Source organism: Yinghuangia sp. ASG 101, from assembly GCF_021165735.1.
GTDB lineage: Bacteria > Actinomycetota > Actinomycetes > Streptomycetales > Streptomycetaceae > Yinghuangia.
In genome coordinates this window covers 2,836,200-2,851,642 of the sequence record NZ_CP088911.1, presented here as the reverse complement: position 1 = coordinate 2,851,642, position 15,443 = coordinate 2,836,200, and the positions used below count along the sequence as shown (strand labels likewise).

Annotated in this window: 11 protein-coding genes; 4 read left to right on the top strand and 7 right to left on the bottom strand. The window is 72.1% G+C overall.

The genetic code is table 11. The annotated features are described in order from the left end of the window. Positions 1 to 42 precede the first annotated feature (42 nt). From LO772_RS11810 to LO772_RS11795, 4 genes are all read right to left on the bottom strand, one after another. Positions 43 to 1,623 (bottom strand): alpha/beta hydrolase, encoded by a 1,581-nt coding sequence (locus tag LO772_RS11810; protein WP_231778358.1) that lies wholly within the window; start codon positions 1,621 to 1,623, stop codon positions 43 to 45. Further along, complete coding sequence (locus tag LO772_RS11805; RefSeq protein WP_231778357.1) at positions 1,623 to 2,111, bottom strand: hypothetical protein; 489 nt, start codon at positions 2,109 to 2,111, stop codon at positions 1,623 to 1,625. Before LO772_RS11805 ends, LO772_RS11810 begins: the two co-directional genes overlap by 1 nt. A gap of 160 nt (positions 2,112 to 2,271) precedes the next feature. Then, complete coding sequence (locus LO772_RS11800; RefSeq protein WP_231778356.1) at positions 2,272 to 2,436, bottom strand: hypothetical protein; 165 nt, start codon at positions 2,434 to 2,436, stop codon at positions 2,272 to 2,274. 97 nt (positions 2,437 to 2,533) lie between these two features. Beyond that, the gene (locus LO772_RS11795) at positions 2,534 to 5,647 is read right to left on the bottom strand and encodes an ABC transporter substrate-binding protein (protein ID WP_231778355.1); all 3,114 of its coding nucleotides are present in this window, start codon (positions 5,645 to 5,647) and stop codon (positions 2,534 to 2,536) included. 383 nt (positions 5,648 to 6,030) lie between these two features. Between LO772_RS11795 and LO772_RS11790 the strand changes: the two genes are divergently transcribed. After that, positions 6,031 to 7,059 (top strand): hypothetical protein, encoded by a 1,029-nt coding sequence (locus tag LO772_RS11790; protein ID WP_231778354.1) that lies wholly within the window; start codon positions 6,031 to 6,033, stop codon positions 7,057 to 7,059. 43 nt (positions 7,060 to 7,102) lie between these two features. On the opposite strand, the gene LO772_RS11785 is transcribed toward LO772_RS11790, so the two are convergent. Next, a complete protein-coding gene (locus tag LO772_RS11785) occupies positions 7,103 to 7,882 on the bottom strand; it encodes a tyrosine-protein phosphatase (RefSeq protein ID WP_231778353.1) in 780 nt (259 codons plus the stop codon). 139 nt (positions 7,883 to 8,021) lie between these two features. Further along, entirely contained in the window at positions 8,022 to 10,283 is a 2,262-nt protein-coding gene (gene glgX, locus LO772_RS11780) for a glycogen debranching protein GlgX (protein WP_231778352.1), read from the bottom strand. Between the two features lie 377 nt (positions 10,284 to 10,660). On the opposite strand from glgX, the gene LO772_RS11775 reads away from it, so the two are divergent. The 3 genes from LO772_RS11775 (at position 10,661) to LO772_RS11765 (ending at position 13,477) form a co-directional block, all read left to right on the top strand. After that, positions 10,661 to 11,107, top strand: a complete 447-nt coding sequence (locus LO772_RS11775; RefSeq protein WP_231778351.1) for an NAD(P)H-binding protein — start codon at positions 10,661 to 10,663, stop codon at positions 11,105 to 11,107. Positions 11,108 to 11,265: 158 nt separating this feature from the next. Further along, entirely contained in the window at positions 11,266 to 12,534 is a 1,269-nt protein-coding gene (locus LO772_RS11770) for a L,D-transpeptidase (RefSeq protein WP_231778350.1), read from the top strand. Between the two features lie 175 nt (positions 12,535 to 12,709). Beyond that, entirely contained in the window at positions 12,710 to 13,477 is a 768-nt protein-coding gene (locus tag LO772_RS11765) for an enoyl-CoA hydratase/isomerase family protein (RefSeq protein ID WP_269453232.1), read from the top strand. 79 nt (positions 13,478 to 13,556) lie between these two features. Here the strand turns inward: LO772_RS11765 and LO772_RS11760 are convergent, their stop codons facing one another. Next, positions 13,557 to 15,143, bottom strand: coding sequence for an MFS transporter (locus tag LO772_RS11760; protein ID WP_231778349.1), 1,587 nt, complete (start codon positions 15,141 to 15,143; stop codon positions 13,557 to 13,559). Positions 15,144 to 15,443 lie beyond the last annotated feature (300 nt).

The window sequence follows — 15,443 nt, the reverse complement described above, 5'->3', positions numbered from 1 at the left end:
AGACGACCGCGACGAGGCAGCGCCGCAGTCGCCGGGGGCGCGCTACGGTTCCTTCCCCATCACGATGTCGGCCTGGCTCTGGAGACTGGTGTCCGGGACCCATGCGCCGTCGACCCATTTCATGTCCCAATAACTGAAGTGCCCGCCGTCGTTGGTGGGGAACACCTGTGCGCCGAAGGAGGATTCGCTCGGCAGGGGGCCGTGGACGAAACCGCCGACGGGGGCGACCACGTCGTCCTCGGCGAGCCCCACCCACACGTGCCCGGGGTCGAGGTGCAGGTCCTCGGCGGCGCCGACGCGGACGCCGGGGCTGCCGACGAGGACGACGTCGTCCGCGGGCAGCCCGTCCTTGTCGCGGGCCGCGTAGCCGACGACCAGCGAGCCGTAGCTGTGCCCGCTCACGGTCAGGTGCTGGTTCGCCGGTCCGGCCGCGCGCGCTCCCTCGGCGAACCGGCCGAGGCGCGCCGCGCCTTCCTGGGCCCGGCCGGTTCCGGCGGCGCTGCCGAACGCGGTCGGCGCTATCTCGGGCGCGTCGTAGTCGAGCCAGACGACGGCGGCGGCGTCGCCCGGGGTCCGTGTGACGTTGTTCGCCGCGCGTTGCAGCACGGTGGCCCGTCTGACCTGCTCGTCCAGCTTGCCGGACACGGTGGTGTTGGCGCCGGGGACCATGACGACGGTGTTCCGCGCGGTGTCGGGATTCCCGACCGCCACGATCGCCCCGCCGTCGCGGTACTCGGACGTGAACTTGAGCAGCATCAACTGCTCTTCGGGGCCCCGGGTCGGGTTCAGCGCCATCACCTGCCGGACCTTGTCCAGGTTGTCCCACTCGTGCTTCTGCGTCGTCGTCGCGGTACCGCCGTGGACGAGGGGCCCGAGTTCGGCGAGCCGTGCGTTGAGGGCGGTCTGGTTGGCGCGGTCGCGTACGCTCGCGGGCAGGCCGTCCATCGACCCGATCTCGTGGGGGAAGTCGTCGAGGTACGCCTGCCGTTGGGCGTCCGTCAGCGCGGTCCACCACTGCGCGGTCGCGGCCGGGGCCATCGCCTCGAACGTGTGCCGCAGGTCTTCGCGCGCGTGGTTCAGCGCGGCCTCGTCGCCGCGGGCGACCGCGCCCGGCCAGAGCCCGGCGAGGGCCGCCGCGTGCCTGCTGTCGGCGGCGGTCGCCTCGTTGAGTATGGCCTGGAGGCGCCGCATGTAGCCGTCGAGTTTGGCCTGGACCGCGGTGATTTCGAGGTCGTCGCGCGGGCCGGTGGGGGGTGCGGCCTCGGCGACGCGGAAGGCGGTTCCCTCGCCGACGACCTGCACGCCGTCGGTCAGGGCGAGGTGCAGTTCGCCGAACAGCCGCGTCTGCGCCCCGCGCAACGCCTCGGCGGCGAAGTCGAGTTCGGCGGCGACGCCGCGGGCCTCCAGGGCGGCGATGCGGATCCGGCGCAAAGCGGCCTCCAGTTCGGGGTTCGCCAGCCCCGCCGCGTCGCCCCGCCAGCCCGCGCTTTCCGTCGCGCCGCACACCCCCAGCTCGAAGTCCCGTGCCACGTCGTCGAGTCGGCGCATCGTGCGGGACCAGGCGTCGGCGTGTGTGCGAAGCGACTCGAACCGGGCGTCCTTCAGTTCGTCGAACGTGACCATCAGCGCAGGTCGGCCGCGTTGCGGGCCTCGGCCTCCAAGTACGCCCGCGTGGTGTCCCGGATTTTGCCGGCGCACGTGCGGAGGGCCGACGCGAGGGCTCCCAGCTCACGCGACCACGCGTCGGCCAGGGCACCGGCCTGCCATCCCGTCTCGAATCCGGGCAGTCCGGCGGGCGGGCCGAGCATGAGGCCCGTGCAGAGCCCCTGGACCGCGTCGGCGTTCACGTCCGCGCCGGCGGCGGCGGGCATCAGCAACTGGGGGCTGACGGTGTACTTGCCCGCGCGGGCCGGGTCGATGCCCGGCAGCATGCCGGGGAGCACCGGGTACGGGTTGACCCCGGGCTCCGGCGAGGGGGTCGTGGCCGGCGGGGACGCCGGAGTGGTCGGCGCCGAGCCGGTCGGCGCGGGCGACGGCCCGGGGGCCGGTGTGGGCGCGGGCGTGGGAGCCGCTGTGGGCGCCGGTGCGTGGCCCGGCGGTCGATCGGCCATGACAAGTCCCCCGACTCATGTCGTCAGCAGCGATACCGGCCGTCACTTTACTGACGAATCGCCCCAGGTGACAGGGGGCTTGTCGGGAACGTCGGGTTCCGGTGGGCATGGGCCCGGTGGTCGTGGTTCCCGACGGCGTGCGGCGGTCCTCCGCCGGCCGTCAGGGCAGCACGTAGTCGCGGAAGGTCTCCGAAACGGCCAGCAGGACGCCGAAGACCAAGGCCGGAGTCAGGATCAGCGCGATCAGGATGCCGATGCCGTAGTCCGCCAGCCGCAGGCGCCAGTTGTCCCAGTCGTCGTCCTTGTCGGCCCGAGGCTTCCCCACCCGCGTGATCCCTCCCCGTCGCGCAATGACCGCGAGTCTAACCAGCCGGCGCGTGGAACGTACGGGTACCCGGCGGCGCCGATCGGTTGACGTGCCGTCAGGTCTTGCCCACCCGTTCCCAGCGCAATATGCCGTCGGCGTATGCCCCGTCGAGACCCGACACAGTCCCCTTGCGGTGCACGGCGTACACCGAGATCTCGGCGAAGAGCCACCACGGCGGATCGTCCGCGAGCTCGCGCAGGATGGCCGTGTACGCCGCCGTCTTCTGCTGGTCGGTCGCCGCGGAGCGCACGTTGTCCCAGGCCCGGTCGACCGCCGTGTTGCGGTAGCCGAGGTAGTTCGCGTCGTAGCCGCTGCGGGTGAGGGCGAAGAGCCAGGTGTCCAGGTCGGCGCCCGCCTCGTATCCCCAGATCGCCTCGAAGTCGCGGTGCGCGAACCGCGTGTTGAAATCCGAGGAGCTGAGCAGGTCGAAGTCCATGGTCACGTTGCCGAACTTCGACAGCTGGGTCCTGATGCCCTCCATGATCCGCCGCTCGCCTTCGAGCGCCGACACCTTGAACGACACCGGGGTGCCTTCGGCCGCCAGCTCGTCGAACAGCTTCTGCGCCTTCGCGGTGTCGGGGGCCGGCTGCTGCGGCAGGGCGTCCGTCCGCAGCGGCGACGTCGAGGGGACGACCGTGCGCGTGGGTGTCGTCGTCACGCCGGCCTCCTCGGCCAGGGCCTTGGGGTCCAGGGCCAGGGCGACCGCGCGGCGTGCCCGGGCGTCGTCGAACGGCGGCTCGGCGGAGTTGAAGCCCAGCAGCACACCGCCCGTGTTGACGCTCGGGGTCAGTTCGAGGCCGGCGGAGCGGGCCTGCTGGAGGTCGCGCAGCGCGCTCTGGAAGTTGACGTCGGCGCTGCCGTCGATGACCGGCGCGACCGGCTGCTGCGTCTCGACCCGGAACACCAGCGAGTCCAGCAGCGGCAGGTCGGGGCCCTGCCAGTAGTCGGGGTTGCGGACGAACACCTGCTTCTCGCCCTTGGTCCAGCTCTCCAGTTTGAACGGGCCCGCGCCGATCGGCTGTTTCGCGAAGCCCTGGGGGTTCGCGCGGATCGCGGTCGGCGATCCGATGTACGTCAGTTCGTCGGCGATCAGGTGGTCGAACGTCTTGTCCGGGTACGGCAGCGTGATGTCGAGCCGCGTGGGGCTCACCACCCGCATCGTGAGCCCTCGGACGGCGTTGGCGTGGGCCGACTTCACCGACGGGTCGCCGTGCCGCTGCCAGTTGAACTTGACCGCCTCGGCGTCGAACGGCGTGCCGTCGGAGAACCGGACGTTCGGGCGCAGTTCCAGCGACCACGTGTAGCCGTCCGGCGTCGACGTGAGCGACTTCGCCAGGTGGGGTTCGACTTTGCCCGTCGACTGGACGAAAACGACCAGCGGGTCGTAGAGCGCGGCCATGCGCTGGCCGTCGCCGTATGCGGTGTAGAACGTCGAGAACGGGTCGAGTGTCGCCGAGTCGGAGTTGATCGACACCGTGAGCGTGCCGCCCTTGCGCGGCGCGGCACTCGTCGGCGGGGGACCGCTGGTCTGGTGCGCCCGGCCGCCGTCGTCGGCCATCATCCGCGCCACCGCGATCCCGGCCCCGGCGAGCACCGCGAGCACGGTCACGATGATCGCGGGGAGCCACACGCGCCGGCCGCCGGGGAGCCGGTCGAGCCGCGCGCCGTGCGGCGGGGTGGCCGGCTGGAGCGGCATCAGGGGGGCGCCGTAGGGAGTCGACCACGGGACGAGCGGGGTGCCCGAGGACATGCTCGGGCTCGCGGGCGGGGGCGGGGCGAAGGGATAGGGGGTCGGGTACGCGCCCCCGGAACCGCCGGGAGGCGGGAAGCGGCCCGGGCCGCTTCCCGGGTACGGCGGCTGGGGCGCGGCGTACGGCGACACGGCGCCGGAGTCGACCGGGTGCGGAGGGAAGAGACCGGGCGATGGCCCCGATCCGCTGTGCGCCGGGGATCCGCCGCGGGCACCGGGGGCGGAGTCGGGCGTCGGGACGGCGGAGGCGTCGTTCTCGGTCGCGTCGTCCGTCGGGGCTCCGGTGTGGTCGGCGTCCGTCGCGTCGACCGGGCCGCCGGCCGTGACGCCGGTGAACCCCGTGGTGTCCGGCGCCCCGGCGTGCGGCGCCCCGGTGCCGGTGAACGCGGTGGCGTCGGTGATCCCGGTGATCGCGGCCATCCACGCCGGCTTCGCGGAAGCCTCGGAGTCGGGGAGGGACGGCTCCGACGGCGGTGCGTGCGCCCCCGGTGCGAACGGGGAGAGCCGTACGTCGTCCGCCGTGACGTCGGTCAACGCCAGCAGCGCGACCTGGTGCGCGTGTTCGCGGCGCTCCGCGATCGACGACACGACGCCTTCCGGCAGCCAGTGCATGCTGGGGCCCGGAGTCGACAGCAGGTCCAGCAGCTCCGCCGGGCGGGGGCGGGCCCCGGGGTCCTTCGCGAGACACGCGGCGACGATGTCGCGCAGTTCGTCCGGCAGGCCCTGGAGGTTGGCCTGCGTGTGCACGACGCGGTAGAGCATCGCCTGCGCCGATCCGCCGCCGAAGGGCGAGAGGCCGGCCGCCGAACACAGCACCGCGCCGAGCGCGAAGACGTCCGCGGCGGGGGAGACCCGCTCGGAGTTCAGCTGCTCGGGGGACAGGAAGCCGACCGACCCGACCATGTAGCCGGTCTGGGTGACGGTGGCCCCTTCCGTGGCGCGCACGATGCCGAAGTCGATGACGCGCGGGCCGTCCTCGGCGAGGAGGATGTTGGACGGCTTGAGGTCCCGGTGGATCAGCCCGCAGGCGTGAATGGCCTCCAGGGCCTCCGCCAGACCGGCTCCCAGCACGCGCAACGCGGCCACGGGGAACGGCCCGTGGCGGCGGACGGCCTCCTCGACGGAGGGGCCGGGGATGTACTCGGTGACCATCCACGCGGGCGTCGCGTTCGCGTCGGCGGCGACGACGGCGGCCGTGTGGAACGCGCTGACGCGGCGGGACGCGTCGACCTCGCGCCGGAAACGGGTGCGGAAGTCGGGGTCGTCCGAGAGCTCGGCGCGCACCACTTTGACGGCGACGAGGCGCCCGCTGGCCGAGCGTCCGAGGAACACCTGACCCATGCCGCCCGCGCCGAGACGGGCGATCACCCGGTAGCCGCCGACTTCGTCCGGATCGCCCGAACGCAGCGCTTGGATCACGAGTCGGCCCCCTCACAGCCCTGAAGACGGACGGTACCGCAGGAAGCCGACCCGGATCAGGGCCCCGGGGTCGTCCTCGGCACCACACCCGCGCGGTCTTCCGCCCTCGGCGGAGACGGGGCCTCCGCAGCCCTCGGCCGCGTGCCCGGCGTCCCTTGTACGGGGATGCCCGCCGACGCGGCGCGGTTCCCGGCAGTGGCGGCGGTGCCGGGCGGCGCCCTCCTGAGGGCGATCCTGAGGCAAACCTTATCGCCGCCGCGGCGGGACGGTTGTTCTCGAACGATTGTTCGTTCGAACATGGTCTACGCTCATTCGAACGAATTGGCCCTGGTCGGACGGATTTTGGTCGTGGGCGCCGGGCGGCCGTGCCTACCGTTGCGGGCATGGACACCCATGACTCGCACGACCCGTTCCTGATCCCGCTCCCGTTGGGGCTGCCCGTTCCCGTGCGCGGACCGGCCTGGCTCGACGAGGTCGTCCGACGCCAGAGCGGGGTCGCGACGATCCGTCAGTTACGGCGCGGCGGCGTCTCGGACGACAAGCGGCGTCGGTACGTCCGCCAGGGCACATGGCTGCGCGTCGCGCCGAACGTCGTCGTGCTCGCGTCGTCGCGGCCCACCCGTCGGCAGTCCGTCGTCGCCGCGCTCCTGCACGCCGGCGGGGGAGCGCTGGCGACGGGGCTGACCGCCCTCGAACTCGCGGACGCCACCGGCGTCCGCCACGGTGCCGACATCCACGTGCTGGTGCCGCGCCGCTGCACCGCCAAGCCGCCGCCCGCCGTGGTCTTCGAGCGCACCGCGCGCCTGCCCGAGCCGTTGCCGCTGCGGGCGCCGCCGAGGGCACCGCACGCGCGGGCCGCGGTCGACGCCTGCCGACGGCTCCTCGCCGGGGCGGGGCATCTCGGGCGGCGGCAGGCCAGGGCCACGGCTCTCGCGGTCGTCCAGCAACGGCTGTGCGACGTCGCCGAGTTGCGTGCGGAGTGCGAGGGCGGGCCACGCCGCCTGCGCCGCCGGATGCGCGCGATCGTCGACGAAGTGGCCGCCGGGGTGCGGTCGTTGCCGGAGGCCGACCTCCGGGTGCTGGTCCGGGCCTCGGAGTTGCCCGAGCCGCTGTGGAACCCGAGGGTGTACCGGCTCGACGGCGCGTTCCTGTGCTCGCCGGACGGCCTGTGGGCGGACGAGGCCGTCGCGGTGGAGGTCGACTCCGTCAGCCACCACGGGTTCGGCGCGGACCGGGCGCGCACCGAGGAGCGCGCCCGGCTGATGCGCGCGGCCGGGCTCACCGTCGTATCGGTGCTGCCGCGCCAGATTCGCGACGCGGGCGCCGAGGTCGTCCGGCGGCTCCGCGACGCCCTCCGCGAGGCCCGCGCCCGCCCCCGGGAACACCTGGCGCTGGCCGTGCACCCGATCTGACGTGGGCTCAGGGCCCCTGCCCGGGGCTGTGGCCCGCTCCGGCTCAGGACTCCAGAAGCCGTACGCGAAGCGCCTCGATCGCGACGGGCGAGACACCCATGCCCTCCCGGACGTACGCCTCGACCGAGCCGTACCGCTCCTCCGCCGTGCCGAACGCCGTGTCGAGGTATTCGGGGCGGACGGCGAAGATCGGGCGCAGGTGGGCGGGGTCGAAACCGCGCTGGGCGTTGGCCTCGAGGAACTGTTCGTTCTTGGCCCGCAGGTGGTTCGCGCTGTCGAGGTAGTCCTCCAGGATCACCTCGCGCGGCACCCCCAGCAGCGTCAGCAGCACGGCCGAGGTCCAGCCCGTCCGGTCCTTGCCCTGCGAGCAGTGGAAGACGGCCGGATCCTCGGTCTCGGCGAGCCGCGTGAACACCGTGCGGTACGCCGCGTGCGCGAGGTCGGTCGTGACGAAGCGCCGGTAGACCTCGCTCATCAGTTCGATCCCCGCATCGCCGCCCATCAGCTCACCGGCCCGCTTCGGGTCGGCGAAAATGTCACCGAACAGGTCGTTGTTGGAGTGCCCCATGACATCCGCGACAACATGCTCCACGCCGGCCGGCAGGAGGTCCGGCTCCCGGTCGCGCTCGTGCTCCGAGCGCAGGTCGAAGACCACACCGATGCGCAGCTGCCGGAACGTGTCCGTATCCGCCGTGTCCAAGGCCGCGAGCCCATCCGACCGGAACACCAGCCCCGAACGCACCTTGCGGCCGTCGGCGGTCGCGTGCCCACCGGCGTCCCGGAAGTTCGGGGCGCTGGTCAGGATCGGCGTGGGCGCAGTCATCGGCGTCAGACTCCATTCGCTCGGGGCCACAGGCCCTACCAGAGTGACATCCCTTCTCCCGACCCTGCCCCACGCCCCCGACAAGCACGTATACGACGGTGGACCGCCACACGAACAACCGGTCCCGTCCGCCCTCGGGTCAGGTCGGCGCCCAGACGGCGTGTTCGACGCGGAGGAGGACGGCGGAGCGTCCCGCGACCGGGAGCGCGGTGCCGGCCGTGGGCTGCTCCGCGAACCGGGAGAAGGACGCGGTGTCCAGGGCGGTGTCGAGGACGATTTCGTAGGAGTGCGCCCAGGGTTCGTCGGGGAGGGTGAAGCGGATCGCGTCGGGGCCGGCGTGGAGGATGACGAGGAAGCTGTCGTCGACGATGCGTTCGCCCCGGGGGCCGCGTTGGCGGATGTCGAGGCCGGAGAGGTACATCCCCAGGGTCGCGGTCGGTGCGAACCAGTCGCGTTCGGTCATCTCCCGACCGGTCGGGGTGAACCAGGCCAGGTCCCGGAGGCCGTCGGGGAACGACGGGCGTCCGGAGAAGAAGGCGCGGCGGCACAGGACCGGGTGGGCGCGGCGCAGGTGGATCAGGCGCGACGTGAGGTCGAGCAGGGGGCGCCACTGCGGGTCGCGCAGCGCCGACCAGTCCAGCCAGCTGACCTCGTTGTCCTGGCAGTACGCGTTGTTGTTGCCCTGTTGCGTGCGGCCCATCTCGTCGCCGGCGACGAGCATCGGAACGCCGGTCGACAGCAGGAGCGTGGTGAGCATGTTGCGGAGTTGGCGGCGGCGGAGGAGGGTGACGTCCGGGTCGGACGTCTCGCCTTCGTGGCCGCAGTTCCAGGAGCGGTTGTCGTGCGTTCCGTCGCGGTTGTCCTCGCCGTTCGCCTCGTTGTGCTTGCCGTTGTACGACACCAGGTCGCGCAGCGTGAACCCGTCGTGCGCGGTGACGTAGTTGATCGAGGCGTAGGGGTGCCGTCCGTCCTGCTGGTAGAGGTCGGAGGACCCGGACAGCCGGTACGCGAGATCGCGTACGTCGGTGCGGGCACCGCGCCAGAAGTCGCGGACGGTGTCGCGGTAGCGGTCGTTCCACTCCGTCCACAGCGGCGGGAAGGCGCCGACCTGGTAGCCGCCCTCGCCGACGTCCCAGGGCTCCGCGATCAGCTTCACGCGGGAGAGCACCGGGTCCTGGCCGATGACGGTCAGGAACGACGAGAGCTTGTCGACGTCGTGCATCGACCGGGCGAGGGCGGCGGCGAGGTCGAAGCGGAAGCCGTCGACGCCCATCTCGGTCACCCAGTAGCGCAGCGAATCGGTGATCAGCTGCAGGACGTGCGGTTGCACGACATTGAGCGTGTTGCCGCACCCGGTGTAGTCGGTGTAGTCGCGACCGCCGTCGCGCAGCCGGTAGTAGCCGGCGTTGTCGATCCCGCGAAAGCACAGGGTCGGGCCGCTCGGTCCGCTCTCGCCGGTGTGGTTGTAGACGACGTCGAGGATCACCTCGATCCCGGCGTCGTGGAGCGCGCGGACCATGTCCCGGAACTCGTGGACCTGGCCGCCGCGACCGCCGGACGAGGCGTAGCCGGAGTGCGGCGCGAAGTAGCCGATCGAGTTGTAGCCCCAGTAGTTGGCGGACCGGCGGCGCAGCAGGTGTTCCTCGGAGACGAAGTGGTGCACGGGCAGCAGTTCGACGGCCGTGATGCCGAGGCGGACGAGGTGGTCGATCGCGGCGGGGTGCGCCAGGCCCGCGTACGTGCCGCGCAGGTGCTCGGGAACGCCGGGGTGGCGTGCGGTGAACCCCTTGACGTGCAGCTCGTAGATGACGGTCTCGGCCCACGGGATCTTCGGGCGGCGGTCCTCGGACCAGTCGAAGTCGTCGTACACGACCACGGATTTGGGAACAAAAGGGGAGGAATCCCGGGGGTCGGCCGTGTCGTCCTGCCCCGGGGCGTGCCCTCGGACGGCGTCGCCCGGCACATAGGTTCCGTCGATCGCCCGCGCGTACGGGTCCAGCAGCAGCTTCGCGGGATTCCAGCGCGCGCCGCGCCACGGTTCCCACGGGCCGTGCACGCGGAAGCCGTACCGCTGCCCGGGGCCCACGCCGGGGACGAAGCCGTGCCACACGTGGAACGTCTGGTCGGTGAGCGGCAGTCGGGTCTCGCGGAGCGTTCCGTTCGGTCCGTCCTCGAACAGGCACAGGTCGACGGCCTCGGCACCGCCCGCCCACAGGGCGAAGTTGGTGCCGTTGCCCTCGTATCGCGCGCCGAGCGGGAGCCGGCGGCCGGGCCACGGCGGGTCGACCCGGCCGTTCGGAGGCGTCCGGAGGCTGCCCAGAGGGCTGTCGGGTGCCGGAGCGTCGGGTCGCGACCCGTTCCGGTCGGGCCCGTGTGTCGTGGACTCCCCCTGGTACGCCATGGCTTCGCCCTCCCGCCGTTGCCGCTACGCACGGTGTTCCCGTTCGGGACACACGGCAAAGACAACCGCGTCACGCCGCGCGTCGCGGACACGACGCACGGAAACGCCTTCGGAAGTGCGGCGATCCGCCGCCGACCCCGGCGTGCCCGGCCCGCCGGCGAACCTCGGCCGAACCTCGGCGACGTGCGGGCGGCCCGTCCCGAGCACGCGGGACCCCGACGAGCCGATGGCTGGGCGCGCACACCGGGCACGGGCACGGGCGGACCCGCTGCCGGTGCCGGGGGCCGCCGAAGACGCGGGGGCGAATCGCGGTGACAGGCGGGTTTGCTGACGCTCCCTCGGATTCCGGGGGCCCGTCGGGCCGCTAGCCTCTCCTCATGCCCGTCGTCGTCACCGGGGCGCATCTGCCGCTCGGTCGTGCCCTCGTGCTCGCGTTGGCCGAACGCGGCGTCCCGGATCTGCGGGCCGTGGTGCGCGACCGGGGCGGTGCCGCGCCGTTGCGGGCGGGGGGTGTGCGGGTCGCCGTGAGCGACCTCTCCGATCCGCTGCGTTTCGGGGCCGTTCTCGAAGGCGCCCATACGGTCGTGCACTTGGACGCCGGGCCCGGCGACGGCGGTGGTCCGCTCGACACGTGGGCGTGGTTGCTCGAAGCCGCCGAGGACACCGGACTGCGGCGCATCGTGACCGTGCTGCCGCACGGCGCCGAGGTGCCGCCGGGCGACGGCCGCGACGTGGTCGTCGTCCGCGGTGAACCGCCGCGGTCCGGTGAGACGGCTGATTCCGCGATGATCCGGGCGCTGGTGGCGGCGGATTCCCGGCGCTGAGACGAGGTTCCGGGGCGTGCGTCCCGATTCGGTTACAGCGCCGAATACCGGCAACCGAAGGTGTGTTCGGTACGTCTAAAGGGTGTATGGCCGGTGCCGCGCCCTTTTTCATGAGGCTCGGCTCGCCCCGACGCATCGCACGTGAAGGGAACTCCTCCATGACCCCACCACCGAAGCCGCGCCCAGGCCGAGCAAGGCGGCGGCAACTCGTCGCCCCGCTTCTCGTCGCTCTCTTCCTGGTCACGGCGTGCAGCTCCGGTGGCGGGGACAAGGCGGAGAACGCCGCGGGCGGCTCCGGCGGCACGACGGCGGGTGCGACCGGCGGCAACAGCGGGTCCAGTCCGTCCGCGTCGGTGAACCCGGCACAGGTCACCGTCACTCCGGCCGACGCCGCCGTCGGTGTCGACGTCGTCACCCCCGTCGTCGTCGAGATCGGCGAGGGCGACAAACTCCAGAGCGTCAAGCTGACCAACTCCCGCGACGAAGAGGTCGACGGCAAGCTCCAGGACGACGGCAAGACCTGGAAGCCGGACGTCCCTTTCACGTTCGGCTCGAAGTACACCGTCACCGCCGTCGCGGTGAACACGGCGAACCAGCCGACCACGGCGGTGGCATCGTTCACGACGGTGTCGAACGACAACAAGATCACCGCGAGCTTCTACCCGGACAACGGCCAGACGGTCGGCGTCGGGCAACCCGTCTCGATCAAGTTCAACGCGCCGGTCAAGGACAAGGCCGCCGTCGAGAAGGCACTGACCGTCACCGCGACTCCCTCGGTGCAGGGTTCGTGGCACTGGTTCGGCTCGCAGCGCGTCGACTACCGGCCGAAGGAGTACTGGCCGGTCAGCACGCAGGTGAAGGTCGACCTCAACCTGCGCGGCATAGACGCGGGCAACGGTGCCAAGTTCGAGCAGTTCAAGAGCTTCACGTTCAAGGTGAGCGACACCAAGACGGTCAGCGTCGTCGACGTCGACACCAAGACCATGAAGGTCTACAAGAACGACCAGGTGGTCAAGGAGATCCCGATCACGTCCGGCGAGGTGCCGAACTACGCGACGTGGGGCGGCAAGATGGTCGTGATGGAGAAGTACGAGAAGACCCGGATGAACTCGCAGACGGTCGGCCTGGGTGACGAGTACGACATCGACGACGTCCCGTGGGCGGTCCGCACCACGACCTCCGGCACCTTCGTCCACGGCAACTACTGGGCCGACCCGGCGTCGACCTTCGGCAAGCAGAACACCAGCCACGGCTGCGTCAGCATGGCGCCCGACAACGCGAAGTGGTTCTACGACAACGCCGCGATGCCGGGCGACATCGTGGACGTCGTGAACGCCAAGGAGCGCGTCGTCTCCCCCGACAACGGCTACGGCGACTGGAACCTCACCTGGGAGGCCTGGGTCCAGGGCAGCGCCGTCCAGGGCTGACCGGAGGCAGTCGCCCCGAGGCGGCACGGCGTCGGGAGTTCGTGAGGGCGGGAGTGGGTCGTTCGTACGGCCCGCTCCCGCCCTTCGCCGTGCCGGGTCGTATTGTCGGCATCGGGTGACTCAGAGCCGAGTCGTGACGAGCCGTGACGAGAAGGAGCCGTACGTGGGCGAGTTCGTGAACCTTGAGGTGGCCGACGGTGTCGGGACGATCCGGCTGGCCAGGCCGCCGATGAACGCGCTCGACACGCAACTCCAGGAAGAACTGCGCGCGGTCGCCGCGCTGGCCACCGAACGCGCCGACGTCCGTGCCCTGGTGATCTACGGCGGCGAGAAGGTCTTCGCCGCCGGTGCCGACATCAAGGAAATGGCGGACATGTCGTACACCGACATGGTCGACCGCGGCGTCGCGCTGCAGTCCGCGTTCACCGCGATCGCGCGCATTCCCAAGCCGGTCATCGCCGCGATCACCGGCTACGCCCTCGGCGGCGGCTGCGAACTCGCGCTGTGCGCCGACTTCCGCGTGTGCGCCGACGACGCCAAGCTCGGCCAGCCCGAGATCCTGCTCGGCGTGATCCCCGGCGCGGGCGGCTCGCAGCGCCTGCCGCGCCTCATCGGCCCGGCGAAGGCCAAGGACCTCATCTTCACGGGCCGTTTCGTCGACGCCGAGGAAGCCCTCGCCATCGGCCTCGTCGACCGCCTCGCCCCCAAGGCGGAGGTGTACGACGCCGCGGTGACGTGGGCCGCGCGGTTCGCCAACGGACCGGCGTACGCGCTGCGGGCCGCGAAGGAGGCCATCGACCGCGGCCTGGAGACCGACCTCGACTCCGGCCTGGAGATCGAACGCCTGCACTTCACGGGCCTGTTCGCCACCGAGGACCGCGCGATCGGCATGAAGAGCTTCATGGAGAGCGGCCCGGGCAAGGCGAAGTTCGTCGGCCGCTGAAAGAGCCCGCGGGCCGGTGCCGCGTACGACGCCCCCGAGCGTGGTACACGGCACCGGCCCGCCGCACGACCGGCCGAGGTCAGCCCACCGTCCGGGCGGCCGGCGGCACTTCCCGGTCGCCCGCCGCGTCGCGGGACGCGGCCGAGTCCTCGTCGTCGAGCACCTTCGGCACGCCACGCAGCAGCACCGTCCCGGTGACTCCGGCCAGCAGCGTCAGCGCACCGCTGGTCAGCAGCGCGATGTGCATGCCGTGCACGAACGCGTCCCGCGCGGCGTCGACCACACGCCCCGCGACGTCCGCCGGCATCGACGCCGCCGCGTGCAGGGCCGCACCCACCGAGTCCTCGACCGCGCCGCGCGACCCCCGCGGAACGTCGGCGGGCACCGACACCGAACCCCGGTAGACCGCGTTGAGGATGCTGCCCAGGACGGCCATCCCCAGCGCGCCGCCCAGTTCCGTCGCCGTCTCCGAGATCGCCGAGGCACCGCCCGCGCGGTCCTTCGGTACCGCGGCGAGGATCGTGTCGCTGGTCACCGTCATCGCCATGCCCATCCCGAGCGCGCACGGCACCATGCCGACCACCAGCAGCGGGTAGTTCGAGGACGCCCCCGACAGCGTGTACAGGCAGAACCCGGTCGCCGCCACCGTCATCCCCAGCCCGACCACGCGGGCCCGGCCGAGAGCGGTGATGAGCGGAGCGGCCAGCCCGCCGCCGATCATCGCGCACACGCCGCCGGGCAGACCCGCCAGGCCCGCCTTCAACGGCGACCAGCCGAGCACCAGTTGGAAGTACTGCGCGAACAACAGCGACTGCGCGACCAGCGCGAACATCGAGAAGAGATTCGCCAGCACCGCACCCGTGAACGCCTTGCGGCGGAACAGCGCGACATCGATCAGCGGATCCGCGAGCCGCCGCTGCCGCCGGATGAACAGGGCCGCGCCGAGCACGCCCACGACCAGGCCCACCGCCACCCGGCCCTGCGTGACCCCGCCCGCCGCGGCCTCCTTGATCGCGTACACGAACCCCAGCACACCGGCGATCGACAGCGGCACGCTGACCACGTCGAAGGCTCCGGGCCTCGGGTCGCGCGACTCCGGGAAGACGACCATCGCCGCGACGCACGCCAGCGCCATCAGCGGCACGTTGACCAGGAACACCGAGCCCCACCAGAAGTGGTCGAGCAGCGCGCCGCCGATCACCGGGCCCAGCCCGACCCCGAGCGCGGCGGCGCCCGTCCCGATCCCGACGGCGGCGGTGCGCTCCTTCGGGTCCGTGAACACGTTCCGCGAGATCGACAGCGTCGACGGCATGATCGTCGCACCGGCCACCCCGAGCAGCGTCCTGGCCGCGATCAGGGACTCCGCGTTCCAGGCGTACGCGGTCAACAACGACGTCGCCGCGAACGCGACCGTCCCGATCACGAACAGCTTCTTCCGCCCGATCCGGTCCCCGAGCACGCCCATCGTGACGAGAAACCCGGCCAGCGCGAACCCGTACGAGTCGGCGATCCACAGGATCTGCCCCGCCGACGGCCCGATGTCCGCCGTCAGCCCGGGAATCGCCAGATGCAGCGCGGTCAGATCGATTCCGAGAACCGCGTTGGCCAGACCCCCGATCGCCACGACCGTCCACTTGCGACCATGGGAAATCCGCTTCGCTTCCATACGAAGCAGCCTCACCGCCACCACTGACCACCCACCGACGGACCACTGGCGGTCTCGGTCAGCGGCGGTCAGGACGGGACGGCCGTCCCCTGAGCCGGACTCGAGACCGGCGGATGCGGTGGTCCCGGCCGACGTGGCTCCGTCCGCGGCGGCGTGTCTCGGGGCGCGCGGATCGACGTCCCGGCGTCCGCGTGCCCGGCGCGGTCGCCGGACGGGCGAGCGAGCACCGCGTCGAGCGCACGGCGTGTGATCGTGGACGTTGGCGACGAGGGTGAGCCGGCTCATCGAGCGACCGTTCAC